Annotated in this window: 24 protein-coding genes and 1 tRNA gene; 13 read left to right on the top strand and 12 right to left on the bottom strand. The window is 61.0% G+C overall.

Translation table 11 applies throughout. The annotated features are described in order from the left end of the window. Positions 1–220: 220 nt before the first annotated feature. A complete protein-coding gene (locus JN279_RS23295) occupies positions 221–409 on the bottom strand; it encodes a hypothetical protein (RefSeq protein ID WP_096445885.1) in 189 nt (62 codons plus the stop codon). A 910-nt stretch (positions 410–1,319) separates the two neighbouring features. Between JN279_RS23295 and JN279_RS23290 the strand changes: the two genes are divergently transcribed. The 3 genes from JN279_RS23290 (at position 1,320) to JN279_RS23280 (ending at position 3,602) form a co-directional block, all read left to right on the top strand. Further along, positions 1,320–1,511: a hypothetical protein gene (locus tag JN279_RS23290; protein WP_096445889.1), complete on the top strand. Its 192-nt coding sequence runs from the start codon at positions 1,320–1,322 to the stop codon at positions 1,509–1,511. Positions 1,512–2,308: 797 nt separating this feature from the next. Next, positions 2,309–2,398 (top strand) — tRNA-Ser (locus JN279_RS23285). 460 nt (positions 2,399–2,858) lie between these two features. After that, positions 2,859–3,602: a glycosyltransferase family 25 protein gene (locus JN279_RS23280; RefSeq protein ID WP_202350380.1), complete on the top strand. Its 744-nt coding sequence runs from the start codon at positions 2,859–2,861 to the stop codon at positions 3,600–3,602. Between the two features lie 213 nt (positions 3,603–3,815). On the opposite strand, the gene JN279_RS23275 is transcribed toward JN279_RS23280, so the two are convergent. Next, complete coding sequence (locus JN279_RS23275; protein ID WP_096445922.1) at positions 3,816–4,049, bottom strand: hypothetical protein; 234 nt, start codon at positions 4,047–4,049, stop codon at positions 3,816–3,818. Positions 4,050–4,384: 335 nt separating this feature from the next. On the opposite strand from JN279_RS23275, the gene JN279_RS23270 reads away from it, so the two are divergent. The 6 genes from JN279_RS23270 (at position 4,385) to rimO (ending at position 9,706) form a co-directional block, all read left to right on the top strand. Next, the gene (locus JN279_RS23270; protein WP_202350379.1) at positions 4,385–5,182 is read left to right on the top strand and encodes a sterol desaturase family protein; all 798 of its coding nucleotides are present in this window, start codon (positions 4,385–4,387) and stop codon (positions 5,180–5,182) included. A 136-nt stretch (positions 5,183–5,318) separates the two neighbouring features. Beyond that, entirely contained in the window at positions 5,319–6,125 is an 807-nt protein-coding gene (locus JN279_RS23265; protein ID WP_202350378.1) for an alpha/beta fold hydrolase, read from the top strand. Positions 6,126–6,193: 68 nt separating this feature from the next. Further along, on the top strand, positions 6,194–6,892 hold the full coding sequence (locus tag JN279_RS23260) for a DUF2161 domain-containing phosphodiesterase (protein ID WP_202350377.1): 699 nt from the start codon (positions 6,194–6,196) through the stop codon (positions 6,890–6,892). A gap of 56 nt (positions 6,893–6,948) precedes the next feature. After that, positions 6,949–7,356: a DUF930 domain-containing protein gene (locus JN279_RS23255; RefSeq protein WP_202350376.1), complete on the top strand. Its 408-nt coding sequence runs from the start codon at positions 6,949–6,951 to the stop codon at positions 7,354–7,356. A 185-nt stretch (positions 7,357–7,541) separates the two neighbouring features. Beyond that, complete coding sequence (locus tag JN279_RS23250) at positions 7,542–8,228, top strand: TerC family protein (RefSeq protein ID WP_202350375.1); 687 nt, start codon at positions 7,542–7,544, stop codon at positions 8,226–8,228. Between the two features lie 164 nt (positions 8,229–8,392). Continuing rightward, positions 8,393–9,706, top strand: coding sequence for a 30S ribosomal protein S12 methylthiotransferase RimO (gene rimO, locus JN279_RS23245; RefSeq protein WP_096445932.1), 1,314 nt, complete (start codon positions 8,393–8,395; stop codon positions 9,704–9,706). Between the two features lie 71 nt (positions 9,707–9,777). Here the strand turns inward: rimO and JN279_RS23240 are convergent, their stop codons facing one another. The 8 genes from JN279_RS23240 to JN279_RS23205 form a co-directional block, all read right to left on the bottom strand. Continuing rightward, the gene (locus tag JN279_RS23240) at positions 9,778–10,845 is read right to left on the bottom strand and encodes a BMP family ABC transporter substrate-binding protein (protein WP_069092151.1); all 1,068 of its coding nucleotides are present in this window, start codon (positions 10,843–10,845) and stop codon (positions 9,778–9,780) included. Between the two features lie 51 nt (positions 10,846–10,896). Continuing rightward, the gene (locus JN279_RS23235) at positions 10,897–11,817 is read right to left on the bottom strand and encodes an ABC transporter permease (RefSeq protein WP_202350374.1); all 921 of its coding nucleotides are present in this window, start codon (positions 11,815–11,817) and stop codon (positions 10,897–10,899) included. Then, positions 11,817–12,947, bottom strand: coding sequence for an ABC transporter permease (locus JN279_RS23230; protein WP_202350373.1), 1,131 nt, complete (start codon positions 12,945–12,947; stop codon positions 11,817–11,819). The genes JN279_RS23235 and JN279_RS23230 overlap by 1 nt, the downstream gene beginning before the upstream one ends. Then, positions 12,944–14,521 (bottom strand): ABC transporter ATP-binding protein, encoded by a 1,578-nt coding sequence (locus JN279_RS23225; RefSeq protein ID WP_202350372.1) that lies wholly within the window; start codon positions 14,519–14,521, stop codon positions 12,944–12,946. Before JN279_RS23225 ends, JN279_RS23230 begins: the two co-directional genes overlap by 4 nt. Before the next feature lie 133 nt (positions 14,522–14,654). Beyond that, positions 14,655–15,632 (bottom strand): quinone oxidoreductase family protein, encoded by a 978-nt coding sequence (locus tag JN279_RS23220; RefSeq protein ID WP_202350371.1) that lies wholly within the window; start codon positions 15,630–15,632, stop codon positions 14,655–14,657. 28 nt (positions 15,633–15,660) lie between these two features. Then, the gene (pcsA, locus tag JN279_RS23215; RefSeq protein ID WP_181823851.1) at positions 15,661–16,482 is read right to left on the bottom strand and encodes a phosphatidylcholine synthase; all 822 of its coding nucleotides are present in this window, start codon (positions 16,480–16,482) and stop codon (positions 15,661–15,663) included. A 23-nt stretch (positions 16,483–16,505) separates the two neighbouring features. Continuing rightward, positions 16,506–17,120: a DUF1326 domain-containing protein gene (locus JN279_RS23210; protein ID WP_202350370.1), complete on the bottom strand. Its 615-nt coding sequence runs from the start codon at positions 17,118–17,120 to the stop codon at positions 16,506–16,508. Between the two features lie 14 nt (positions 17,121–17,134). Next, positions 17,135–18,064 (bottom strand): DUF2182 domain-containing protein, encoded by a 930-nt coding sequence (locus JN279_RS23205; RefSeq protein ID WP_202350369.1) that lies wholly within the window; start codon positions 18,062–18,064, stop codon positions 17,135–17,137. Between the two features lie 70 nt (positions 18,065–18,134). On the opposite strand from JN279_RS23205, the gene JN279_RS23200 reads away from it, so the two are divergent. Further along, the gene (locus JN279_RS23200) at positions 18,135–19,349 is read left to right on the top strand and encodes a UbiH/UbiF family hydroxylase (protein ID WP_202350368.1); all 1,215 of its coding nucleotides are present in this window, start codon (positions 18,135–18,137) and stop codon (positions 19,347–19,349) included. A gap of 148 nt (positions 19,350–19,497) precedes the next feature. Continuing rightward, on the top strand, positions 19,498–19,821 hold the full coding sequence (hspQ, locus tag JN279_RS23195; protein ID WP_056577259.1) for a heat shock protein HspQ: 324 nt from the start codon (positions 19,498–19,500) through the stop codon (positions 19,819–19,821). Between the two features lie 99 nt (positions 19,822–19,920). Here hspQ and JN279_RS23190 read toward each other — a convergent pair whose 3' ends face one another. Then, positions 19,921–20,550, bottom strand: a complete 630-nt coding sequence (locus tag JN279_RS23190; protein WP_096445948.1) for an invasion associated locus B family protein — start codon at positions 20,548–20,550, stop codon at positions 19,921–19,923. A gap of 233 nt (positions 20,551–20,783) precedes the next feature. Between JN279_RS23190 and JN279_RS23185 the strand changes: the two genes are divergently transcribed. Continuing rightward, positions 20,784–22,604 (top strand): extracellular solute-binding protein, encoded by a 1,821-nt coding sequence (locus JN279_RS23185; protein WP_202350367.1) that lies wholly within the window; start codon positions 20,784–20,786, stop codon positions 22,602–22,604. A 16-nt stretch (positions 22,605–22,620) separates the two neighbouring features. Then, a complete protein-coding gene (locus tag JN279_RS23180) occupies positions 22,621–23,301 on the top strand; it encodes a DsbA family oxidoreductase (protein WP_202350366.1) in 681 nt (226 codons plus the stop codon). 23 nt (positions 23,302–23,324) lie between these two features. On the opposite strand, the gene JN279_RS23175 is transcribed toward JN279_RS23180, so the two are convergent. Then, positions 23,325–23,759, bottom strand: coding sequence for a hypothetical protein (locus JN279_RS23175; RefSeq protein ID WP_202350365.1), 435 nt, complete (start codon positions 23,757–23,759; stop codon positions 23,325–23,327). Positions 23,760–24,192 lie beyond the last annotated feature (433 nt).

Genomic DNA, 24,192 nt, shown 5'->3' with positions numbered 1-24,192 from the left:
AGCCAAAGCACTCACTCGACGATATCAGCGACGCCCTGAACCCCGATCCTTTGTGCACAGGAATTGTTTATCACGGTATTAATCGACTATGTTCGGAACCCGGCAAGATTGTGGCGCGAATGTGCATACTGGACCGAGGTGACGGGACAGATAGCGGAGGCTGCGCGATCTTGGCGACGGCGTCACGGGAGCGATATTCGCATCGCTGCATAATCAGGTCCTAGCGCTTCGGCTTCGGCGTGATCTCCTCGACCCGCACCTTGTCGCCGATCTCCTTGGCCGTACCGAGCGCCTTCTGCTTGTCCTTGGTGGTCGGCACGGTCTGCCAGTGCGGCTGTTCAAAGACGCTGACGATATAGGTTGTGGCCGGCTCGTCGTTCAACGCCAGGACTTTTGCTTTTTCCTTCATTCACAGGCTGCAATCATATTAGCATTAGTGCATATATTCGCCAGCCGGCGCGCTGTTGCTCACAAGACAGCCCGTCGGCTAGGCCCGGCGTCCTATTCACATCCCAATCTATAGGTGCCGGGCCGCATTGCTTGTGAAAGCATTGGCTAAAACCGCGCGGCCATTGCGGTGGAACCTCGGGCGCCTGCTTCGCTGAAGGTCAGAGGGGCCGGCTAGGGCTCAATGGCGTGACCCGAAATCTTAAGCGAAATGACGCGGCCTTATCTCTGCCGAACAGCTTCCGATCTTAACCATAAAACAGGCAAGACTAAGGTCTTGCGCCCTGCCAGCGAAGGTCTGACGTTACCGCTTTAGTTCCGCGAATGTCCGTTGGACGTTCCATTACTTTAGCCAAACGTGATATTGGCCATTTGGTACCGTTCACACCTTGGCGCTATCCAGTGGTGGGGGAATGGCTAGGGGACTTGTATCGCCCCGCCCTTCTACAAGGCGGGCCGTTCGCGTTATGAGTACCCTGATTGCGAGTGAGGGCTTATGTCGCGAGATACTGTAATCTCACTATTCCCGACAGTAGCAATGGGCGTTGCTACTGTCGTGTGCATATTCTTGCAAAAGTGGTACGCGATCTCGCGGGGGCGTCTCGTCCGCATATTTTTGTTGGTGACGCTGGCGACGGCTTTTCTTGAGATGCAGATAGTGACAGCTGTTACGGGGAGAGAGGATCACCACCCTATCTTGACCCACCCCCAAACCACCGGATGAACGCCACTTCTTTCCCGGTGGCATCGCCGGTCGCCAGGCAGCTTTCCCTGCGGCGAACCAGCTTTTGCACAAAAGTCCCATCCTATGAAACCATCGGCTCCTCCGTTCGTTTTGAGCACCGGTTTGCGAGTGGAAGAGAAGAAGTGCTATGCCCTTGTCCGACGAGTTGCGCGATGTACCGGTCGAGTTTCATTGTCCTGTCTGTTCCTATCCGACGGTGAGAAACGGCTCTTGGCTGAAGACGATCGGCAGCTTCAAATGCGATGGCTGCGAGACGAAGGTGCGGATTGGCTACGAAGAGAAGCTCACGATTTTCGAACGTCACCTGAGAAAAGGTTAGCCGAACCGCCCGGCCATCCTGATTCAGCGAACTCGTGGTTATGCCCGAGCCGCTCGATCAGCGCCTGAATATCGAGCTTGGTCCACGGTCCGCGCGCCAATGCCTTGCATTTTAGCTTAATTGAATGTGAGGTGGTCATGAAATTCCGAGCGGGGGCTCATGACCACAGACCTATTTCTGACCGCTGTCGCGGCATTCTCGATACTCGTCCCGCTGTACTTCATCCTGAAGTGAGGCGTCAGGCCGCCCGTCGGCAGCGTAGGACAAGGTCGGCCGAAACGCGCGATGGCGAGGCCGACGAAGCGTCCCGCGCGTCCTGGCGCCCTCCTGTGGTCAGTGGCAGTGTCTGGTTGCCCTGCAAAATCTGCTTGAACGCAGAAACCTCGCCGCTCCATTCGCGAAGCGGCGAGGCCCGCCCCACGGCCCCAACAGCCGGCATTGCTGACAGTGCAATTGTTGGGCCAGCGGCAATTGATCCATTATGGGACAGAAGCACCGGTCGCCGCATGTTTACGCGGCCGCATCGTCCGGACCGCTCAGTTGCCTCCGCTGCGCACCAGAACGGCCAGCGCACGCTCTTCCTCGGCAAGCCGGTAGCACGGCAGTGACGCTGAACATTTATGGGCACTTGCTGCAAGGTCAGCAGGAAGGCGCCGCCGCAGTGGTTGACGCGGCCCTCAATGCCGCATTACAGGAATGAACAGCGAACCGGTCGGGAATGCCTTCGGTGCCAATCCGGTGCCAACCGCTCAAAAACGGCCGATAGCGAAAGTCCTAAGTGATTGAATAATCACAACGGAGGGATGGCCGAGCGGTTTAAGGCACCGGTCTTGAAAACCGGCGTGGGCGCAAGTTCACCGTGGGTTCGAATCCCACTCCCTCCGCCAGATATTTGGCTACCGACTTGAATACGCTAATCAATTTGCGTGACCTTCATCAGGAAACGCTCCTAAACCGGCACCATGTGCGCTTCCATCTCGCGGACAGCGGTGGCAAGGCCATAGGCCAGGTCTTGGCTCGTTCATCCCCATGGGGCAGGAAACCTTCAACGACGCCCTTGATGCCGGCGACTTGGCCCAGTGAAAGGCTGGTGCCGAACACGCCCGAGTGCGAGAGCGAAGAGCGTCATAAAAGGGCGCTGCGGTCCATGGCTGATCCTAGCGGGGTTTACGACCGGAGCAGGATGGGACGAAAACAGTAGCCGTTTGATTTTTGGAGCCGAACAAAGGTTGCGGGAACCTCTTGGCTGCGGTTATAGACCCCACTGGGAGCATATATGCCGCTGAAGCGGCGCCAATATTGCTTATAATTTAGTTGTAGGTTGCCGGGGCGACAATGAAATGTTTGGTGATTAATCTTGACCGATCAGTTGATCGGCTTGCTGCCGTCAATTCAGAATTTTCTCGTATTGGGGTAGCCTTCGAGCGCGTAGCAGGGGTTGACGTGAAAGAAGGGCTCCCGTTTGAAGCGCCCCCGCTCACCGCGACTGAGGTTTGTTGTTTTCTCAGTCATCGGCTCTGCTGGAAAATAATAGCAGACGGCCCTGATCAATACGGCGCCGTATTCGAGGACGATGTTGTTTTTAGTCAGGACGCCGGGTCGATGCTTGTTGACAGCAGTTGGATTCCGCCAGATGCCGACATCATTAAACTCGAAACATTCTTCAATCGAGTGAGGCTGGGTAGCCAGCACTTTGCCGTTGCGGGAGCGTACTCAGCCCGGCTGCTTCTGGGGCAGCACTTGGGGGCATGCGGTTACATAGTTTCCAAAAAAGCGGCGCAGAAGCTATTCAACAGCACTGAACGCCCCAAGGCGGCGGTCGACGTTGCCCTCTTTAGCCCAAATCAGATGACCGCTGCCCGAAAAACAATTTACCAGCTAACCCCGGCTCTGTGCATGCAGGCTCATTTTTTGGGTGGCAAAATACCCCAAAGCCTGGTCCAAGTTGCCCCGAGAGACCACATCAACAAGCGGATGATCGATAGGGGCAGAGCAGAGGTTGCGCGCGTTTTCTGGTACTTCCACAACAGGCCATTTTTTCAAGCAGCAGAGAAAGTTGACGCTGTGCGCCTGGGCGGCAGCAACGTCTAACGGATGGCGCTGACCAATTAATTCTCTACCGCCTGCGCCATGGCATGCCCACCCCGGGCCATGGCACGCGACGTTCCCCTGCCCGCCATACGGTCGCGCAAGGCCCGCAACCTGATCGGTTCGCAGATGTCCACTGTTTCGATTTCGAGCCGACCCTCGAACTCATCGCGAGATCGCGCAGCTTGGTGCGGCCGCGCAACGCCAGGCGATTGCCTATTCGGACGGCTGGGCACGCTCCGCGATGGCAAATGCCTGCAGGTTCTTGGCCTTGCCGATGTCCTGATCCGCATTGGCGATGATCGAAAAGAAGGCCGCTCTCGCGATGTCCTTCTTCGAGGCCTTGGGGTGGGCTTTCTGGGCTGCCTTGACAAGCTGCTTGGGTGACATGTCGGGCGTGACGATCCTCATGAGGGTATCGCCGATCGCGCTCAATTCACTTGCGTCCATGACGGGGTGTCCTGTGCTGACCGAAGGCCACGATAGCAAGGACAGTTCGCGACTGCCAGGATGGCGCCTGAAATAGAAAACCCCACCGGCAGGGAACCGGAGGGGTTGGTGTTGGGAGGACGCGCGGCACACGCTGCGTTCGTCAACCGCGCAATGCTGAGATATCGCCCGGTTGCGACACCGATGTGACAAAGGTGAGCGTCTCTCAACCACAGGCCCTGCCGTCAGATGACTGGAGACCGATATCAAGCCTTTGGAAAGGAGAACTGTGGTTCTGTCCGGGAGCTGAAGCGCGAGTGGGTGCTGGCCACAGGCAAGGCCATAGAGGCGGGTGAATGGACATATTTGGCATCAAGGCACTGTTGATCTCCGCATTGATCTTCATTCCGTTCGAACATTTGTTCCATGAACGCCCCCAGAAGACCCTCCGCAAGGGCCTGGGTGTCGATCTGATCTATGTGCTGTTCAACGGCCTCATCATAAAAGCAGTCATCGTTCTGATCGCGGCCAACACACTCGACGCCGCCGCGATCCTGGTTCCGCAATCCATGACGCATGCCGTCGGCGGCCAGCCCGTCTGGCTGCAGGTCGCGGAAATCATCTTGATCACCGATATCGGCGTCTACTGGACACACCGGGCCTTCCACGAAATCCCGGCGCTTTGGAAGTTCCACGCCGTTCACCACGGCATTGAGGAGTTGGACTGGCTCGGCGCTTTCCACTCCCACCCGGTCGACGCCATCCTCACCAAGGCAATATCGCTGACGCCGATATTTTTCCTTGGGTTCTCGGAAACCTCGATCGCCGTCTTTTCATCCATCTATTTTGGACACACGCTGCTTGTTCATTCAAACCTGCGGATTCCGTTCGGCCCCTTGAAATGGCTGATCGCCGGCCCGCAGTTCCATCGCTGGCACCATGCAAACCAGCGCGAAGCCTATGACAAGAACTTCGCCGGGCAATTGCCTGTCCTCGACATGGTGTTCGGCACCTACAATGCCACCGGCAACAAGGTGCCGGAAAAATACGGCGTCGATGATCCGATCCCATCCAGCTATGTCGGGCAGGTCAGCTATCCGCTCTTGCCCCGCGAGAAACGATCGAATCGTCCAGTGCCGAGCACCGACGCCTGACATAGGCGGCGCAGGGCCTGCCGCCCGAAACTGGCGGTGTCGCCTGATGGCAGCAGACTTTTCGTCGCGGGTTGGTTTCGGCTGATACCAGCAATAATTCTAGGTCCTGCGCGTTCGCCTCGGGGGCTCTCTCAGCATGGACTATCACGACGACGACCTCAGGAAATTCGAGGCACATGGCGCCACGCCCCTGCCGGCCGCAGGCGACGAAGGCCACGTGCAACATGAGGGCGCAAAGATCTGGTACGCCACGTTTGGCGCCGGCCTTCCCGTGATCTTGTTGCATGGCGGTCTCGGCCATAGCGGCAATTGGGGATTTCAGGTTCCCGCGCTGGTCGAGCACGGCTACCGGGTCGTGCTGATCGACAGCCGCGGCCATGGGCGCAGCACCCGCGACGAACGGCCTTACAAATACGAATTGATGGCTTCAGATGTCCTGGCCGTGATGGATACGCTGAACTTGAAAAAGGCGGCCGTGATCGGTTGGAGCGATGGCGCCTGCGTTGCCCTGATCCTCGGCATGAAAGCCGCCGACCGCTTCACGGGGGTGTTCTTCTTCGGCTGCAACATGGATCCGAGCGGCACGAAGGACTTCGAGCCCAATCCGGTTATCGATCGCTGTTTCGGCCGGCACGCCAAGGACTATGCCGATTTGTCGGCGACACCGGACCAGTTCGACGCATTCGTCAAAGCCGTCAGCCTGATGATGAAAACCGAACCCAATTATTCCGCCGCCGAGCTGGCGCGGACGCGCGTGCCCGTCGCGATCGTTCAAAGCGAGCATGACGAGTTCATCAAAGACGAGCATGCGAACTATCTCGCCCGCAGCATTCCGGCATCGGAATTGATCGTCCTGCCCGGCGTCAGCCATTTTGCGCCGCTGCAGCGGCCTGGGCAGTTCAACAGCGTGCTGCTGGCCTTCCTCGGAAAAATTCATCCCTAAGGATCTGGTGCGCAGCTCTCCCTGAAGCCCGAAGGCTTTTTCTCGTCGAATCGGCTAAGCCTTGCGGCATGAACGAGACCTCACTCTATGCGCCGGTGAAGCGGTTCCTCGAAAGTCTCGACTTCGTCGTGAAGGGGGAAATTGGCGGCTGCGACATCGTCGCGCTGCGCGAGGGCGAGCCGCCGGTCGTCGTCATCTGCGAGTTGAAGCTGCAGTTCAATCTGGAACTGGTGCTGCAAGCAGTCGACCGTGCGGCCGCTTGCGACGAAGTCTGGCTGGCTGCGCGTATGTCGGCGCGGGGCAAGGGGCGCGAAAGCGACGCCCGCTTCCGCAACCTCTGCCGCCGGCTTGGCTTTGGCGTGCTTGGCGTGACAGCCAGTGACAAGGTCGAAGTGCTTGTCAGTCCTGCCGCGCCGGAGCCGCGCAGGAATGCGCGGAAGCGCTCCCGCCTTGTCGACGAGCACCAGCGCCGCCGCGGCGATCCTGTCGCCGGCGGAGGATCGCGCAATCCGATCATGACCGCCTACCGCCAGAGCGCCCTCATTTGCGCCGCCGCGCTTGTCGACGGTCCCAAGCGGCCGCGCGATCTGAAGGCCTTGACGCCGATCGCGCCGAAAATCCTGCAGCACAATGTCTATGGCTGGTTCGCGCGCGTCGACCGCGGCGTTTACGATCTCACCGATGCCGGCCGCGCCTCGCTGGCCCGTTGGCCGCAGGCGACGCACGATGAGGCTCGACACGAGATTTTGATTGCGTCGACCCCCTGAATACGGGGGCTTGCCGAGCATGAAGCGCCCCTCTTGGTTGATTTTTCAGACAAAACATGCTGCTTGTCCCGCCCATGAAGACACTCTGCATGATGGCCATTGCGTCCCTGACGCTGGCTTTCCCAGCCAGTGCGATGGACAACGCCTTGCGCACCGGGTTGATGAAACTTGATCCGCAAACACGCCTCGAGCAGCGCTGCGATGCTGAAGTCCTGGACCGGATCACTCACGATGACCGCAAGTTCAAGGCCGACCGTGTCGTCGCCTACGCCTTCGCGACGCCCGAGATGAGCGCCGATGCGATCAGGAGCCCCGGTGCGGCGTTCCGCAGCAAGGGACAGTGGTATCGGCTGAAATTCAAATGCCAGACCGGTCCGGACCACATGGAAGTCCTGCAGCTGCGCTACCGGATCGGCGATGAAATTCCGGAAGCCGACTGGGCGAAGTACAATCTCTACGATTAGTTTTTCGCAGGCGCTCGTCCGCTTCGGCTCACGAGCCGGCGGTGGCTGAAAATCCCCTGTAATACCCCTGCCACGAAAGTGGTTTTCCAGTGTTGTCTGCCGCAGCGTCTTGACGCCAGCGGACCATGCCTTTAGGCCCGTCTGGACAATCGGCAACGAACACTCGGCGAAGGGCTTCCCGGTCGATGGAAATATTTACCACCGCGGGCATATCGGCTCTTTTTCAGGTCATCGCCATCGACCTCGCGCTCGCGGGCGACAATGCCATCGTCATCGGCCTCGCCGCGGCCGGCCTGCCGGCCAGCCAGCGCAAGCAGGCCATTCTCGTCGGCATCGCGGCGGCCACCGTTCTTCGCATCTTCTTCGCCCTGATCACGCAATGGCTGCTGACCATTGGCCCCATGCTGCTTCTCGCCGGCGGCCTGCTATTGCTGTGGGTCTGCTGGAAGATGTGGCGCGAATTGCGTGTCACCCATGAGCAGGAGCGCGACGCCACCGAAGCGCTGTCGAATGGCGATTTCGACAAGGACGGCGTCATTGGCGGCAAGGGCCCGCGCAAGACCTTCTCGCAGGCCGCTTGGCAGATCGTCATCGCCGACGTGTCGATGTCGCTCGACAATGTCCTGGCCGTAGCCGGCGCGGCCATGAATCATCCAACGGTACTGATCATCGGACTGGCCCTGTCGATCGCCTTGATGGGCTTTGCCGCGTCGTTCGTCGCGCGCCTGCTGCACAAATACCGCTGGATTGCCTATATCGGCCTGGCGATCATCCTCTATGTCGCGGTCAAGATGCTGCTTGATGGGGCCGTGCAGCAATTTCCCGAGCACTTCGCTTTCCTGGCGCCCTGGTTCGGCTCGGGAGGCCACTGAACCATCCCGATGGCGCGGACCAGTTGCCGGCCGGTTTGCTTGATTGCGTAACCCATGCTATTGCGCCGCGCGTATTGGCGCTTGCCACGCGCCACAGACCGACATTTACAGCGATTTGAGGCCGGACCAGCGTTTCGGCCCGTGCCCCCATTGGAAACTTGCCTATGTCCGCCCCTCGCGTCAGTTTCGTCAGCCTTGGATGTCCGAAGGCGCTCGTGGATTCCGAGCGCATCATCACGCGCCTGCGCGCCGAAGGCTATGAGATCGCCCGCAAGCATGACGGCGCCGATCTCGTCGTCGTCAACACCTGCGGCTTTCTCGATTCGGCCCGCGACGAGTCGCTCAATGCCATCGGCTCCGCGCTTTCGGAAAACGGCAGGGTCATTGTCACCGGCTGCCTCGGCGCCGAGCCGGATGTGATCCGCGAAAAACACCCCAATGTGCTGGCGATCACCGGGCCGCAGGCCTATGAGAGCGTGATGGCCGCCGTGCATGAGGCCGCCCCTCCTTCGCACGATCCCTACATCGATCTGCTGCCGCCGCAGGGCGTCAAGCTGACGCCGCGCCACTATGCCTATCTCAAAATTTCGGAAGGCTGCAACAATCGCTGCACCTTCTGCATCATTCCCGCCCTGCGTGGCGACCTTGTCTCGCGCCCGGCCGCCGATGTGCTGCGCGAAGCCGAGAAACTGGCCAAGGCCGGTGTCAAGGAACTGCTCGTCATCTCGCAGGACACCAGCGCCTACGGCATCGACATCAAGTACCAGACGTCCATGTTCGGCGATCGCGAAGTGCGGGCGAAATTCCTCGATCTGTCGGAGGAACTGGGCAAGCTCGGCATCTGGGTACGCATGCACTATGTCTACCCCTACCCGCATGTCGCCGATGTCATCCCGCTGATGGCCGAAGGAAAAATCCTCCCCTATCTCGACATCCCGTTCCAGCATGCTTCGCCACAGGTGCTGAAGAACATGCGCCGGCCGGCGCATGGGGAAAAAACGCTGGAACGCATCCGCGGCTGGCGCGATGTGTGCCCGGATCTCGCTATCCGCTCGACCTTCATCGTCGGCTTCCCTGGCGAGACGGACGAGGATTTCGAAATGCTGCTCGACTGGCTGGACGAGGCCAAGATCGACCGCGCCGGCTGCTTCAAATACGAGCCGGTCAGAGGCGCCCGCTCCAACGACCTCGGCCTCGAGCAGGTTCCGCAGGAGATCAAGGAAGCACGCTGGCACCGCTTCATGCAGCGCCAGCAGAAGATTTCGGCGACGCAGCTCGCAAAGAAAGTTGGCAAGCGCCTGCCGGTGCTGATCGACGAGGCGCACGGCACCTCGGCAAAGGGCCGCACCAAATATGATGCGCCGGAGATCGACGGCTCGGTCCACATCCAGTCGCGCCGTCCGCTGCGCCAAGGCGACATCGTCACCGTCAAGATCGACCGTGCCGACGCCTATGACCTCTACGGTTCGGCTGTCTGAGCCTTCAGTCGGTTTCTCCAGACAAATGAAAAGGGCGCCTCGCGGCGCCCTTTCCTATTCGGGTGCGCCGCTTACTGCGGCAGCTTGTCGTCGACGCCCTTGACGTAAAAGTTCATGCCGAGCAGCGTGCCGTCGTCGGCGACTTCACCATCCTTCAGCCACGCCGACCCGTCCTGCTTGGCGATCGGTCCGGTGAAGGGGTTCCAGCCGCCGGCGATCTTCTTTTCGGTCGCCTCGGCCATCGCCTTCACGTCGTCGGGCATGTTGGTGTAGGGCGCGAGCTTGACCGCGCCGTCCTTGATGCCGAGCCAGACATTGTCCGGCTTCCAGGTGCCGTCGATGGCTGCCTGCACGCGGCTGATATAGTAAGGGCCCCATTCGTCGGTCAGCGAGGTCAGCTGCGCGTTCGGCGCGAACTTGATCATGTCGGACGACTGGCCGAAGCCGTGCAGCTTGCGCTCCTCGGCGACCTGCAGGGCGGCGGTCGAATCGGTGTGCTGGACGATGATGTCGGCGCCCTGGTCGAACAGCGCCTTGGCGGCGTCGGCTTCCTTGCCCGGATCGAACCACGAATTGACCCAGACGATCTTGGCCTTGAAGTTTGGATTGATCGACTGCGCGCCGAGCATGAACGAGTTGATGCCCATCACCACTTCGGGAATCGGGAAGGAGACGATGTAGCCGGCGACGCCGGACTTCGATTCCTTGGCGGCAATCTGGCCGAGCACGTAGCGGCCTTCATAGAAGCGGGCATTGTAGATGCCGAGATTGTCGCCGGTCTTGTAGCCGGTGGCGTGCTCGAACATCACTTTCGGGAATTTCTTGGCGACCTTCACCTCGGCATCCATGAAGCCGAACGAGGTGCCGAAGATGAGCTTGCAGCCTTCGCGCGCCAGGCGCTCGAAAGCACGGTCGGCATCGGGACCTTCCGAGACATTCTCCAGATAGGCGGTCTCGACCTTGTCGCCGAGTGCCTTCTCGACTTCGAGCCGGCCCTGGTCGTGCTGGTAGGAGTAGCCGAAATCGCCGATCGGGCCGGTATAGACCCAGCAGGCCTTCAACTTGTCGGCAGCCTCTGCGGACGCGGCCAGCGACAATGCCGCTGTCGTCGTCATCAGGGCAATAAGCAGTTTTTTCATCGTGTTACCTCTCTGTGTTAAGCCTTGGAGCTTCCCGTCTTTTTGTTGTTGTCAACGATCCGGAACGAATGGCTGCCCCAGGGATGCCGGCGTGTTCATCATCGTCAGACGCTTGTTGCGCGAGATTAGAACGAGAACCACGACGGTTGCCAGATAGGGCAAAGAAGAAAGCATCTGCGAGGGCACCGGAATGCCAAAAGCCTGTGCATGAAGCTGGCCGATCCACACGGCACCGAAGATGTAGGCGCCGGCCAGCACCCGCCATGGCCGCCACGACGCGAACACCACCAGCGCCAGCGCGATCCAGCCGCGGCCCGCGCTCATGTTCTCGACCCATTGCGGCGTGTAGACCAGCGACAGATGGCCGCCGGCCAGACCGGCGCAGGCGCCGCCGAAAATCACCGAGAGATAGCGGTAGCGGATGACCTTGATGCCGAGCGCATGCGCCGAGACATGGCTGTCGCCGATGGAACGCAGCGTGAGGCCAGTGCGCGTCTTGAACAGGAACCACATCACGGCCGCGGTCAGCGCGATCGAGATGTAGAAGACAGGATCCTGGCCGAACAGCAGCTTGCCCACGACCGGGATCGAGCTGAGGCCGGGAATGTCGAGATTGGGCAGCCTGACACCGGGCTGGCCGACGAAGCTCGTGCCGATCATGCCTGAGAGGCCGAGGCCGAGCAGCGTCAGCGACAGGCCGGTCGCCACCTGGTTGGTCGCCAGCGACAGCGTCATCACGGCGAACAGCAGCGAGAAAACGGCTCCCATGACGATTGCCGCCAAGAGGCCGAGCCAGGGCGAGCCGGTCAGGTAGCCGGCGCCGAAGCCGCCGACCGCGCCCATGATCATCATGCCTTCGACGCCGAGATTGAGCACGCCGGAACGTTCGACCACCAGTTCGCCGATCGCCGCGATCAACAGCGGTGTCGCCGCCGTGGCGATGGTCAGGAGGATGTTGACGGTGATGTCCATCAGCGGGCTTCCTTCAACTTCGGCGCAGCTTCGAGCTTCGCCGCGCCTTCTGGTTTCGTCAGCGCCAGGCCGATCAGGCGGATGCGGTAATGGATGAGCGTGTCGCAGCCGAGCACGAAGAACAAAAGCATGCCCTGGAACACCCGTGCCACCTTGTCGGAAATGCCGAGCGCGCTTTGCACCGCCTCACCGCCGAGATAGGTCAGCGCCAGCACCAGGCCCGCGGCAATGATGCCAAGCGGATTGAGGCGGCCGAGGAACGCCACGATGATGGCGGTGAAGCCGTAGCCGGGCGAGATCACAGGCTGCAATTGTCCGATGGCGCCGGAGACTTCCGAAATGCCGGCAAGGCCGGCCAGTGCGCCTGACAGCAGGAAGGCAAAGAACACCATGCGGCTGAGGCCGAAGCCGGCGAAGCGCCCTGCCCGCGGGCTGGAACCCAGCACGCGGACCTCGAAGCCCTTGAGCATGCGCCCCATCATGATCCAGATCAGCACCGCGGCAACCAGCGCAAAGACAAAACCCCAATTGGCGCGTCCGGCGTCCGGCATCAGTTCCGGCAATACGGCGGAGTTGCCGAACTGGATCGTTTGCGGGAAACCATGGCCCTGCGGATCGCGCCACGGGCCGCGCACCAGCCAGTCGAGGAAGAGCTGCGCGACATAGACCAGCATCAAGCTTGTCAGGATCTCGTTGGTGTTGAAGCGGGTCTTCAGAAACGCGGGTATCGCCGCATAGGCCGCGCCGCCCACCATGCCGAGCAGAAGAATCAGCGGCAGCACCAGCGGGCCTTCGAATTGCGGAAACAGCACCGGAATGGCGGAGCCGAAGATGGCGCCGAAAATGAACTGGCCCTCGGCGCCGATGTTCCAGATGTTGGCCTTGTAGCAGACAGACAGGCCGACCGCGATCAGGATCAGTGGCGCCGCCTTGATCGCCAGCTCATGCAGCTGCCAGACCTGGCTGACCGGCTCGACGAAGTAGATCCGGAACGCGGTCAGCGGATTGACGCCGAGCAGCGCGAACATAATGGCGCCGGCGATGATCGTCAGCGCGAAGGCGATGAACGGCGACAGGGCCGAAAACAGCGCAGAGCGCTGCGGGCGTTTGACGAGTTCGAGGCGCATCATGCCGTCTCCAGCGTGTGTTCGGCGTGGCCGGGCTCGGCGCCGCCCATCAGCAGGCCGACCTTCTCGAAGGTCGCTTCGGCGATCGGCATCGGCTTGGACAATTCGCCATTGTGCATGACTGCGATCGCATCCGAGATTTCGAACAGCTCGTCGAGGTCCTGGCTGATCACCAGCACCGCCGATCCGCTGCGCGACAGCTCGATCAGCGCTTGCCTTATGTGGGCGGCGGCACCGGCATCGACGCCCCATGTCGGCTGGTTGACCACCATGACGCTTGGGCGGCGATCGAGTTCGCGGCCGACGATGAATTTCTGCAGATTGCCGCCCGAGAGCGCTGCCGCTTCCGGGTCCGGCGCGCTCTTGCGCACGTCCATGGCTTCGATAATGCGTTGCGAGGCGGCGTAGACGGCGCCGCTCTTGACCATTCCACCGCTGCCGACAAAGACCTTGCCGTCAGTGGCATGGCGCGACAGCAACAGGTTTTCCGAGAGTTTCATGCGCGGCGCCGCACCATGGCCGAGGCGCTCCTCCGGCACGAAGGCGGCCCCCAGCAGGCGCCGTCCGGTGATGGTCAGGCCACCCGCATCCTTGCCGCGGATGCGCACCGAGGCGGCATCCTGCTGCAAGACCTCACCGGAGACGGATTCGAAGAATTCGCCCTGGCCGTTGCCGGCGACACCGGCAATGCCGATCACCTCACCGGCGCGGACATTGAGGCTGATGGTCTTGAGCGGAATGGAGAAAGGCGTTGCCGGCTTCCGGCTGAGGTTGCGGATTTCGAGCAGCGGCTGCGCGGTTTCGATCCCCTCGACCGGAGCACGCACCACGGCCTGCACCTCGTTGCCGACCATCATGCGGGCAAGCGACGCCGCTGTCTCCTCGCGCGGGTTGCAGTGGCCGACCACCTTGCCATGCCGCAATACGGTGGCACGGTCGCAGATGCGTTTGACCTCTTCGAGCCGGTGCGATATGTAGAGGATCGATTTGCCTTCCGCGCGCAGCCGCTCCAGCGTCTCAAACAGCTTGTCGGCTTCCTGCGGCGTCAGCACCGAGGTCGGCTCGTCCAGGATGATGAGCTGCGGCGTCTGCAGCAGGCAGCGGATGATCTCAATGCGCTGGCGCTCGCCGACCGACAGATCGCCGACCAGCGTGTCCGGATCGAGCGGCAGGCCATAACTGTAGGAAAGCGCCCTGGCCTTCGCGGCGATGCTGCTGATCGGCGAACCGTCGTCCAGAGACAGCGCGATGTTCTCGGCCGCGGTCAGCGCCTCGAACAGCGAAAAATGCTGGAACACCATGCCGATGCCGAGCTTCTTGGCAGCACCCGGGCTGGTGATCCGCACCGCCTGGCCGTTCCAGAAAATCTCGCCGGAATTGGGCTCCAGCGAACCGAACAACATCTTGACCAGCGTCGACTTGCCGGCGCCGTTCTCGCCGAGCAGCGCGTGGATTTCACCCTTGGCGATGTTGAGGTCGATATGGTCGCACGCCGTCAGCGTGCCGAATATCTTGGTCAGGCCACGAACCTCAAGCAGGTTCGCCCCGTCATGATCTGCACTCACAGTGCCTCCCATCTGGTTCGCCAGATATGTTCTGTGTTCCCGCAAGCATCGTAGGCGCCGCCGCCTCTCAACGGAAAGCGGCACGCGTCTTGAAAGAGCTTCAAGAATTTCAGCGGAAATTCAAGGGATAGCAAGCCTGGCGGGACTAAGGGATGAGAATGGTCGTCCCTGTCGTCCTGCGGCCCTCGAGATCGGCATGCGCCTTGCCCGCATCCTTGAGCGCGTAGCGCTGGTTGATCTGGATCTTGACGGCGCCGCTGAGCACCACCTCGAACAGCGCCGCCGCGGAGGCATCAAGGTCCTCGCGCTTGGCGTTGTAGACGAACAGCGTCGGCCTTGTGGCGAACAACGAGCCCTTCTGCGCCAGCAGCGACATCGAGAATGGCGGGATCGGCCCCGAGGACTGGCCAAAGCTGACGAACATGCCGAGCGGCTTCAGGCAATCGAGCGAGGCCGGGAACGTGTCGTTGCCGACCGAATCGTAGACGACGTCGCATTTCTTGCCGCCGGTGATGGCCGCGACGCCGGCGACGAAATCCTGCTCCTTGTAGTTGATGACATGGTCGAATCCATGCGCCCTGGCGAGTTCGATCTTGTCGGTCGAGCTCGCCGTGCCGATGACCGTTGCGCCGAGATGTTTCGCCCATTGGCCGAGAATGAGCCCGACGCCGCCGGCCGCAGCGTGGAACAGGATCGTGTCGCCGGCCTTCACCTTGAAGGTGCGGCGCAGGAGATATTCGGCGGTCATGCCTTTCAGCATCATCGCGGCGGCCTGTTCGTCGCCGATGCCTTCGGGAAGCTTCACCACAAGGGCGGCGGCGATGACGCGTTGCTCGGCATAGGCACCGACATTCGTCGAATAGGCGATGCGGTCGCCCGGCTTCAGCCAGTCGACGCCCTCACCGACCTCCAGCACCACGCCGGCGGCTTCGCTGCCGGGAATGAGCGGAAAGCCGCCGGGCGGCGGATAGAGGCCGGAGCGATGATAGACATCGATGAAGTTGAGGCCGATGGCCGTATGCTTGACCAGGATCTGCCCGGAACCCGGCCGGCCGGGATCGGTGTCCTCATAGGTCAGAACTTCCGGGCCGCCATGGGCATGGATGCGGATCGCTTTGGACATGGGCTAGGCTTTCTATGGGATTGGCTGATCAGGCCTTCTTGGCACCGAGATTTGGAAAGAACTGCATGATGCCACCGATGCAGGCCAGGTAAAGCCCACTGATGGTGATGCCGATCTTGATGAAAGTGCTGACCTGTTCGCCCAGCACGCCGATCTGATCGTAGAAGGCGGCGAGCGCCGCCTGCGCAAGCGCAAGCGCGCCGAAGGCGCACCACAAGAGGGTCATTGTGAGATTGATGCGCCGCAGCCGCACCACCCGCACCGGATGAATGAAATTGATCGGGATGAAGGTCAGGATGCCGGCCACCACCACCACCGCGAACGACACCCATTGTCCCGGCTCGATGACGAACAGCGTGAACACCACCATGTTCCAGACCACGGGGAATCCCTTGAAGAAATTCTCCTTCGTCTTCATGCCGGTGTCGGCATAGTAGATCGCGCTGGAGACGACGATGATCGCCGCCGACAGGAACGAAAGGCCCTCGCCCATGAAGCCGCGCTGATAGAGCGCGAAGGCCGGGATCAGCACATAGGTCACGTAGTCGATGATGTTGTCGAGGAGTTCGCCCGACCAGGTCGGCAGGATTTCCTTGACCTCGAGCTTCCTGGCGATCGGTCCGTCGATGCCGTCGACGAACAGCGCCAGTCCGAGCCACCAGAACATCGCCGTCCACCGCTCCTCGCTCGCCGCCACCAGCGACAGGAAGGCGAGGAACGAGCCTGAGGCCGTCAGCAGATGGACCGAGAACGCCCTCGCTTGCGGCCATGTGACTTTCTTCTTCGGTCGCGGAATCCGGTCCGTGATCTTCTTGGCGGCTTTCCTTGCCGCCAGGTTCCTGGCCCCCATATTCCTGGCGGATGTGTTCTTGCTCACGGGCCTCGCCAATCCAGCTTGCAGATTTCGGCCGAGCGGCCGGCAAAATTCCAATTGCGGCCAAAAGCCCGCATCTTGCTCTTGTCGGACTTGGCCACGATGATCTCCGGCGCGATCCAGTATTCCGAATTCGTGATCACCGTATCCTTCTCGCGATCCTTGCCGGCGATTGGCGTGACCGCGCCATCGATGATCTTCGGTATCTGGAAGATACGCGTCTTGTCGCGCGTCTCATAGGTGATCGGCACCTGTTCGACACCCAGGAATTTTCCGACCAGGATCGACAGCAGCGATGTGGTTCCGCCCGCCTTGCCGGTGAAGATCTTCGTCAATGCCTTGACCGCGTAGACCGAGGCGCGTTTGTCGATGAACAGGCCCGCAGTCCAGTTGCCGCGGCTCATGTAGCCGGGGATTTCCATGATCAGCCCGAGGTTGATGCCGGAGAGGTCGACCTCGCCGAAATGGCCGGCATCGATACGGAAACCCGCCCAGGTCTGGCAGTAGCCTTCGGTCGGCGGGTGACTGCCGAGCGACAGCACGCAAGGGCAAAAAACCGTGCAATTGCAGGAGAGTACGAGCTCTCCTTTCATTGCCCAGCCCTGATCTGTCATTGAATTTCCCCCACTCACAGCGAGATTACTAGCAGGGCGGCTGCCCAGACAAGCAGTATCGCACCGGCCAGCCGGGTTGGAAGACTGCCTGTCGTCTGTTTTTCAATCAGGGTGAATACGCCGATCAGCGCCATCCAGAAGATGTTCATCACGCCGACGGCGAACATCACCAGCATCAGCGCCCAGCAGCAGCCGAGGCACCAGAGGCCTTGCGCGACGCCGAGCCGGAGGATGCGGACGGCCTTGGCACTCCAGTTCGAAAACAGGGTCGAGAACGGGTTGCGGCACTTCTTCAGGCAGGCCTGCTTGAGGCCGCTGAACTGGTAGAGGCCGGCAACCAGCAAGGCGAGCGCGCCGGCAATGCCAAGGAGTGGGTCGTAGATTTCGCCGGACTCAGCGAATGCGTGCACGCCCAGTGTCAGCGCGGAAAACAGCATCGAAGCGGCGAGCCAGACGCCGAGATAGCCGGCAACCAGCACCAGCGGATGGACGACCGGCTCGCCCTTGATCCGGGCGGTATCGGCGATCTCGCAATAGGTGCGGATCATTGGCGCTGCTGACGGCAGCATCGCGGCGATCGCCATCAGGAACCACATCGCGATGAGCGCGAGGGCGCGCCAACCGAGGCTTGCGTCCAAAGGCACCGGCGACAGGCAAAGCGCGAAGAACCGCTCCAGGAAATCAGGCAGCGGCAACTGCGGCAGGCCACGCAGCAGCGTGTCGCCCGGCACGCTGCCCCCGGCCTCTGCACCGCGAATCGCCATCGCGGCCAACAACAGCCAGGCGAGCAGAATGCTCGCGCCGACGACGATATTGACCGTCAGGCGCGGGTTGCGCGCGATATCAGCCGTGGCGCGGCCGGCGCGGTCGAGATGGCTGAAATCGTCCTGGGGGCCGGTCATGACACCCGAATGGGCCGAATCGCCGCGTTGATCAAGCCGCATGAACTGACCTATATGCTGCTTGAGTGGCAGGTCTGGTGGCCCGCCCCGCATTGCAAGCCGGAAGCCGACTTTGGAGCACCAGGAAACAGCGCCGATACTGATTGCCGGCACCGGGCCGGCAGGGCTGATTGCGGCGCTGGCTTTCGCAGATGCCGGCTTCCCGGTGACGCTTGTCGGGCCTGAGGCGTCGGCCCCCGACGGCCGCACCACGGCGCTGATGAACCCTGCCCTGAAAGTGCTTGAACGGCTCGATGTCCTCGAAGCCATCAGGCCCAAGGCCGCACCCTTGAAAGTGATGCGCATCGTCGATGCGACCAGCCGGCTGATCCGCAGCCCCGTCGTCACCTTTCGCGCCAGCGAGATCGATGAGGACCAGTTCGGGCTGAACCTGCCCAACAGCGTCTTTGGCCCGGCACTTGTCGGCAAGGTGGCCGCCCATTCCGGGATCGAGTGGCGCCGGTCGATGGTCAAGACCTGGCGTCTCGATGCCGACAAGGCTCATGCCGCGCTGGCCGACGGCAGCGAGGTGAGCGCATCGCTGGCGGTCGCCGCCGACGGACGCCAATCGCCTGCGCGCGAGGCGGCGGGCATTTCGACCGGCTCGCGCGCCTATCCGCAGGCCGCGCTCGTGCTCAATTTCGGCCATAGTCGCGAGCACGCCTTCACTTCGACCGAGTTCCACACCGAGACCGGTCCGTTCACACAAGTTCCGTTGCCCGGCAACCGCTCAAGCCTCGTCTGGGTGGTGAAGCCCGAGAGCGCCAACGAGCTTGCCGCTCTGGATGACACAACACTCTCGCTGCGGGTCGAGCAGCAAATGCAGTCGATGTTTGGACGCGTCACGGTAGAACCAGGCCGCCAGATCTATCCGCTTTCGACCGTCACGCCCCTGCGTTTTGCACGAGACAGGGTGGCGCTCGTCGGCGAAGCCGCACACGTGTTTCCGCCGATCGGTGCGCAAGGCCTCAACCTTGGCATCAGGGATATCGATGATCTGGTTGGAATCGCAAATGAAAATCGTGGCGATCCAGGCGCAGCCAAAGTCCTTGCCACCTACGATTTCAAGCGCCGGCCCGACATTCTGGCCCGCAGCAGCGCGGTCAATCTGCTCAACATGTCGCTGCTTTCCGACATGCTGCCGGCGCAGATGGCGCGTGGCGCCGGTCTGAGCGCACTCGGCGGCTTTGCACCGCTCCGCGCCTTCTTCATGCGCGAGGGGCTCCGTCCCGGCAGCGGTTTTTCGGCACTTGCGGGCGGCCTGCGAAAACCAATGCGGCAGCAGTAGCGATCTTGCGGATTTTATCGCGGCATCGCGGCATCAATCAAAACCTTTGCTTCGCATTTTGCGTAGCTTGAAGGCGCTCAAACGCTTCGGGATTGAATTGACTCGGAGTCTGCGCCAAATAAAGTCAAGGAATTCAGTGGTGAGTACGATGAAAACGGCCAAATTCGCGATCGGACAGGTGGTTCGCCACCGGCTGTTTCCGTTTCGAGGCATCATTTTCGACGTCGATCCGCAATTCGCCAACACCGACGAATGGTACGAAGCCATTCCCGCCGACGTGCGGCCGCGCAAGGATCAGCCGTTCTACCACCTGCTCGCCGAGAATTCGGAAACCGAATACATCGCCTATGTGTCGGAGCAGAATCTGCTCGAGGATCGGTCGGGCGAGCCAGTCCGCCACCCGCAGATCAAGGAGATGTTCGACAAGAAGCCGGACGGGCGCTACGAGCCGAAACGCCAGTCAAGGCACTGAGTTTGCGGCTACCGTTGGGAAATCCAGCCATGACCTGGAACGAAAAAAGCGGGGCATGACCCCGCTTTTCTTTGACTGGAGGGTGACCCGATCCCGCGATCAGTTGGCGGTCTTGGCCTTGTCCTGCTCATCCTTGAGCTTCTTGGCGAAGTCCTGGTTGTTCTTGGCGACGAAGTCCTGGAGCTTCTTCTGCCGGTCCTCGATGTCCGACTGCTGCAGCGGCGGGCCGTCATAGGCGCCGCTGAAGCCCTGGAGCGCGATCTTGATCGGGTTGGCCTGGTTCTGGAAATTGATCGAGGTCAGCGTGATGCCCTGACCTTTCTTGAACGCGGCGACGAGCTGGTCGGTGAGCGGCACTTCGGCCACGCAACGATCCGGGAAACAGATGACATAGTCGAGCTTTACGGCCTTGCCGGTATCGATCTGCAGGCCGATGCCCGGAGGCACCAGGCGACCGGTCGGGACCGTCACCTGAAACACCTTGCGGTTCACCTTGCCCTTGAGTTCGATCAGGCTGACACCGGTGACAAGCTGGCCGTTGCCGGCTGTGACGATGTTCTGGACGTTGCAGATGTCGACGTCTTCCTGCTTGGTGCAGGCCTTGAACCAGCCCTGTGGGATCTGTTGCTGCTGCTGTGCGGAAGCAGAGGGAAGTCCCGCGCCCAGAAAGCCGACCACGCCCGCGGCCATGACCGAAAGGCGGTATGCGTTGCTGTTCAGGCTCGTCATGTCGTGCACTTCCTCTCAAATGATCCCGGAACCGGCTTCTCTGCGCCGTGTGGTCCAGCTACCTGTTGCCGAAATGAGGCAACAGAATGACTTCGGACGGCGTGTTACACTGCAAGCGGTGCCGAATCCAGCCCGCTCACTTGTAATTCTTGATGACACCATTGGCCGGCACGCAGCCGCCTCATGCTAGGGTGCGCACCGAATCATCAAGCCGACCTGTTAAGGAGACGGTCATGGGCCGCGTTCTTGTTTGGCTGATCACCGCGATATCGCTTTTCACCCTTTCGCTGCGGCCGGCCATGTCGGAACCGAAGCATGCCATCGCCATGCAGGGCGAGCCGGCACTGCCGCCCGACTATACTCATTTCGACTACGTCAATCCCGATGCGCCGAAGGGTGGCAACATCACCTATTGCGTTGTCGGCAGCTTCGACAACCTCAACCCTTTCATCCTGAAGAGCCTGCGCACAACGGCGCGCGGCATGATGGATCTGACCTACGGTAACCTCGTTTTCGAGCCGTTGATGCAGCGCAATTACGACGAGGCCTTCAGTCTCTATGGCCTGCTCGCCGACAGCGCGGACATGGATTCCGAGCGCAAGTCGATTGAATTCCACCTCAACCCCAATGCAAAGTGGTCGGACGGCGAGCCGGTGACGCCGGAGGATGTGCTGTTCACCTATGATGTCTTCACCGACAAGGGCCGCCCGCCCTACAACGCACGCATGAGCCTGATCGCCAAGCTCGAAAAGACCGGTGATCACAGCGTGCGCTTCACCTTCAATGACAAGGCCAATCGCGAAACGCCCCTGATCATCGCGCTGACGCCGATCCTGCCGAAACACGCCTTCGACAAGGAGACTTTCGACAAGACGACGCTGAAGCCGCTGATTGGCAGCGGACCCTACACCATTGCCCAGGTGGCGCCGGGCCAGCGCATCGTGTTCAAGCGCAACCCCGATTATTGGGGCAAGGATGTCCCGGCCAAACGCGGCTTCGACAATTACGACCAAATCACCATCGAATATTTCCTCAACGCCAACGCCAAGCTCGAGGCTTTCAAGAAAGGCCTCTGCGCCATCGACGACGACGGCGATCCGGTCAAACGGGAGCGCGACCTTGATTTCCCGGCCTTTCACAGGGGCGAGGTGGTTTCTGAAACCTTCGACACCGGCATTCCGCCCGTTGTGACCGGTTTCCTGTTCAACACGCGGCTGCCGAAATTCTCCAATCCGGTGGTCCGGCGCGCGCTCGGCATGCTTTACGACTTCGAGTGGGCGAACAAGAACCTGTTCGGCGGCAAATACACCCGCACGATGAGTTATTGGCAGAACTCCGAGCTTTCCGCGCTCGGCCATCCGGCCGACGATAGGGAAAAGGCGTTGCTCGCCCCCTACCCCGGCCGCGTGCCGCCTGATGTCATGGACGGCACCTGGAAACCACCGGTGACCGACGGTTCGGGCCAGGACCGCAAGGTGTTGAAGACAGCTTTCGATCTCCTGAAAAGCATTGGTTACCACGTGCAGGACGGCACGATGCTCGATCCCGACGGCAAACCTTTCGGATTCGAGATCCTGACCGCTTCGCAGGACGAGGAACGCCTGGCCGGCATCTACCAGCGCACATTGGAGAAGATCGGCATCAACGTCAGCATCCGTAGCCTCGACGGCGACCAGATCCAATCACGCAAGCAGCGCTTCGATTTCGAGGCTCTGATCGGATCCAGCGGCTTCAACAATTCACTGTCGCCAGGCTTCGAACAGCTTGGACGCTGGAGCTCCGAGGCGGCCAGGGCCGAAGGCTCGTTCAATCTCGCCGGCGTTGCCGATCCGGCGGTCGACGCGGCGATTGAGGCGATGCTGCGCGCCCGCTCGAAGGAGGATTATGTCGCCGCCGTCCGCGTTCTCGACCGGTTGCTGATCTCAGGCAACTATATGGTGCCGATGCAGTACAACACGCAGCAGTGGCTTGCGTACTGGAATTACCTGGAACATCCGCAGAAGACGCCCCTATTCGGTTATCAGCTGCCAACATGGTGGCGCAAACCGAACTGAAAATCCGGAGATCGAGATGAGCGAAGCGCACGCCATAACCGTCGATGTGGTGTCGGATGTCGTCTGCCCGTGGTGCTTCATTGGCCAGAAGCGGCTGGACAAGGCGGTTGCCGCGGCCGGCAATGTCGATGTGCACATACGCTGGCGGCCGTTCCAGCTCGATCCGACCATTCCGCCGCAAGGCAAGGACCGCCGGGAGTATATGCTGGCCAAGTTCGGCAGCGACGAGCGCATTCGCGAGATCCATGCCCGGATCGAACCACTCGGCGAGGCGGAGGGCATTTCCTTTGCCTTCGATGCCATCAGGGTGGCGCCAAACACGCTGGACGCACACCGCCTGATCCGCTGGGCGGGTGCTGCCGGTGAAGCCGTGCAGAACAGGCTGGTCCGTCGCCTGTTTCAGCTGAATTTCGAGGAAGGTGTCAACATCGGCGACCATGCCGTGTTGGTCGAAGCCGCCCGCGAGGCGGGCATGGACGCGTCGGTGGTCGCAACGCTCTTGCCGACCGACGCCGATGTCGAAGCGGTGCGCACCGAGATCGCGACGGCATCGCGCATGGGTATATCAGGCGTGCCGTGCTTTCTGCTTGAAGGCAAATATGCCGTGATGGGTGCTCAGGACGCCGACACGCTGGCTGATGCCATCCGCCAAGTGGCAGCGGCCAAGGCACGGGGCGAACTGGACAAGGTCGGCTGAGGCAGGTTCCTACAAGGCAGGCGCTACTTTACCGTCGCCTTCGCCTTGCTGATAAAAAATCCGTGGCCATTTGTGGCGGTGCAGGTCAGCCCCTTGGTCGATGACTGGCACAAAAAGGGTCCAGCGCTCCAGCTGTTGCCATAGGCGAGCCTTGTGACATCGCTGCAGCAAGGCTGTTCGCCGGGGTTCTTGATCAGCGTCGCCGGTCCCTTGGGGCCGAGGATGATGGTGAGGTAGCTCGGCTCGACGCGCGAGCAGCTCAGTTCCGGGCCGCCATCCTGTGGCTGATAGGTGCCAGTGCCGCCTTTCGGCGTGTAGATGCAGCCAATGTTGTCGGACGGTGTGTTGAACTCGATCTGGCCCTCGGCGCTGGCCGGAATGCTCTGTTCGGCTGCATGCGCCAAAGGGAAGGGTAGCCAGGCGAAGAGGACGAAAGCTGCGGTTGCGCGCGTGAGCATGAGAGAGCTTCCCTGTTGGACAACCCTGGGTGTCGACAACGCCTTGGAAGGTTCAATCCCGAACGCGGGAATTGTCAAAGCAGATATCAAGGACGGCTCGTTTTCGGGAATTTTGGTTAGCCCGCAATGAAAAGTCAGCCGACCTGACAGGCCAAAACGAGTCACAAAATCGTGTGAACACCTTCCCCAAGGGAAGGTATATGCAGCTCTGCGCGTCACACGATAACCATATGACATCGTTGTCTTAAATCGCTGTTTCGCCGACCTTCATGCGATGCCCGGAAGGGCCGTTCTGTTGCCTTGCCGACACGGCCGCAACTTCAATCTCGCTGACCCCCTACAAAAATTAATGGAAAATGATCAATTGGTGTTACCATCCGTAACAAAACAAAAAAGGTTTGGGCGGGATCGTGATTCGGATCGGCAGACGATC

It is taken from the genome of Mesorhizobium sp. 113-1-2 (assembly GCF_016756475.1).
Classification (GTDB): domain Bacteria; phylum Pseudomonadota; class Alphaproteobacteria; order Rhizobiales; family Rhizobiaceae; genus Mesorhizobium; species Mesorhizobium loti_C.
The sequence above is the reverse complement of the archived record's forward strand: the minus strand, read 5'-3'. Positions and strand labels throughout refer to the sequence as shown.

What these genes read in the sequence shown, in the direction of transcription:
- JN279_RS23295 (WP_096445885.1), bottom strand. Translation starts at nt 409, where the DNA reads ATGAAGGAAAAAGCAAAAGTCCTGGCGTTGAACGACGAGCCGGCCACA.
- JN279_RS23290 (WP_096445889.1), top strand. Translation starts at nt 1,320, where the DNA reads ATGCCCTTGTCCGACGAGTTGCGCGATGTACCGGTCGAGTTTCATTGT.
- JN279_RS23275 (WP_096445922.1), bottom strand. Translation starts at nt 4,049, where the DNA reads ATGGACGCAAGTGAATTGAGCGCGATCGGCGATACCCTCATGAGGATC.
- JN279_RS23270 (WP_202350379.1), top strand. Translation starts at nt 4,385, where the DNA reads ATGGACATATTTGGCATCAAGGCACTGTTGATCTCCGCATTGATCTTC.
- JN279_RS23265 (WP_202350378.1), top strand. Translation starts at nt 5,319, where the DNA reads ATGGACTATCACGACGACGACCTCAGGAAATTCGAGGCACATGGCGCC.
- JN279_RS23260 (WP_202350377.1), top strand. Translation starts at nt 6,194, where the DNA reads ATGAACGAGACCTCACTCTATGCGCCGGTGAAGCGGTTCCTCGAAAGT.
- JN279_RS23255 (WP_202350376.1), top strand. Translation starts at nt 6,949, where the DNA reads ATGCTGCTTGTCCCGCCCATGAAGACACTCTGCATGATGGCCATTGCG.
- JN279_RS23250 (WP_202350375.1), top strand. Translation starts at nt 7,542, where the DNA reads ATGGAAATATTTACCACCGCGGGCATATCGGCTCTTTTTCAGGTCATC.
- rimO (WP_096445932.1), top strand. Translation starts at nt 8,393, where the DNA reads ATGTCCGCCCCTCGCGTCAGTTTCGTCAGCCTTGGATGTCCGAAGGCG.
- JN279_RS23240 (WP_069092151.1), bottom strand. Translation starts at nt 10,845, where the DNA reads ATGAAAAAACTGCTTATTGCCCTGATGACGACGACAGCGGCATTGTCG.
- JN279_RS23235 (WP_202350374.1), bottom strand. Translation starts at nt 11,817, where the DNA reads ATGGACATCACCGTCAACATCCTCCTGACCATCGCCACGGCGGCGACA.
- JN279_RS23230 (WP_202350373.1), bottom strand. Translation starts at nt 12,947, where the DNA reads ATGATGCGCCTCGAACTCGTCAAACGCCCGCAGCGCTCTGCGCTGTTT.
- JN279_RS23225 (WP_202350372.1), bottom strand. Translation starts at nt 14,521, where the DNA reads ATGGGAGGCACTGTGAGTGCAGATCATGACGGGGCGAACCTGCTTGAG.
- JN279_RS23220 (WP_202350371.1), bottom strand. Translation starts at nt 15,632, where the DNA reads ATGTCCAAAGCGATCCGCATCCATGCCCATGGCGGCCCGGAAGTTCTG.
- pcsA (WP_181823851.1), bottom strand. Translation starts at nt 16,482, where the DNA reads ATGGGGGCCAGGAACCTGGCGGCAAGGAAAGCCGCCAAGAAGATCACG.
- JN279_RS23210 (WP_202350370.1), bottom strand. Translation starts at nt 17,120, where the DNA reads ATGACAGATCAGGGCTGGGCAATGAAAGGAGAGCTCGTACTCTCCTGC.
- JN279_RS23205 (WP_202350369.1), bottom strand. Translation starts at nt 18,064, where the DNA reads ATGCGGCTTGATCAACGCGGCGATTCGGCCCATTCGGGTGTCATGACC.
- hspQ (WP_056577259.1), top strand. Translation starts at nt 19,498, where the DNA reads ATGAAAACGGCCAAATTCGCGATCGGACAGGTGGTTCGCCACCGGCTG.
- JN279_RS23190 (WP_096445948.1), bottom strand. Translation starts at nt 20,550, where the DNA reads ATGACGAGCCTGAACAGCAACGCATACCGCCTTTCGGTCATGGCCGCG.
- JN279_RS23185 (WP_202350367.1), top strand. Translation starts at nt 20,784, where the DNA reads ATGGGCCGCGTTCTTGTTTGGCTGATCACCGCGATATCGCTTTTCACC.
- JN279_RS23180 (WP_202350366.1), top strand. Translation starts at nt 22,621, where the DNA reads ATGAGCGAAGCGCACGCCATAACCGTCGATGTGGTGTCGGATGTCGTC.
- JN279_RS23175 (WP_202350365.1), bottom strand. Translation starts at nt 23,759, where the DNA reads ATGCTCACGCGCGCAACCGCAGCTTTCGTCCTCTTCGCCTGGCTACCC.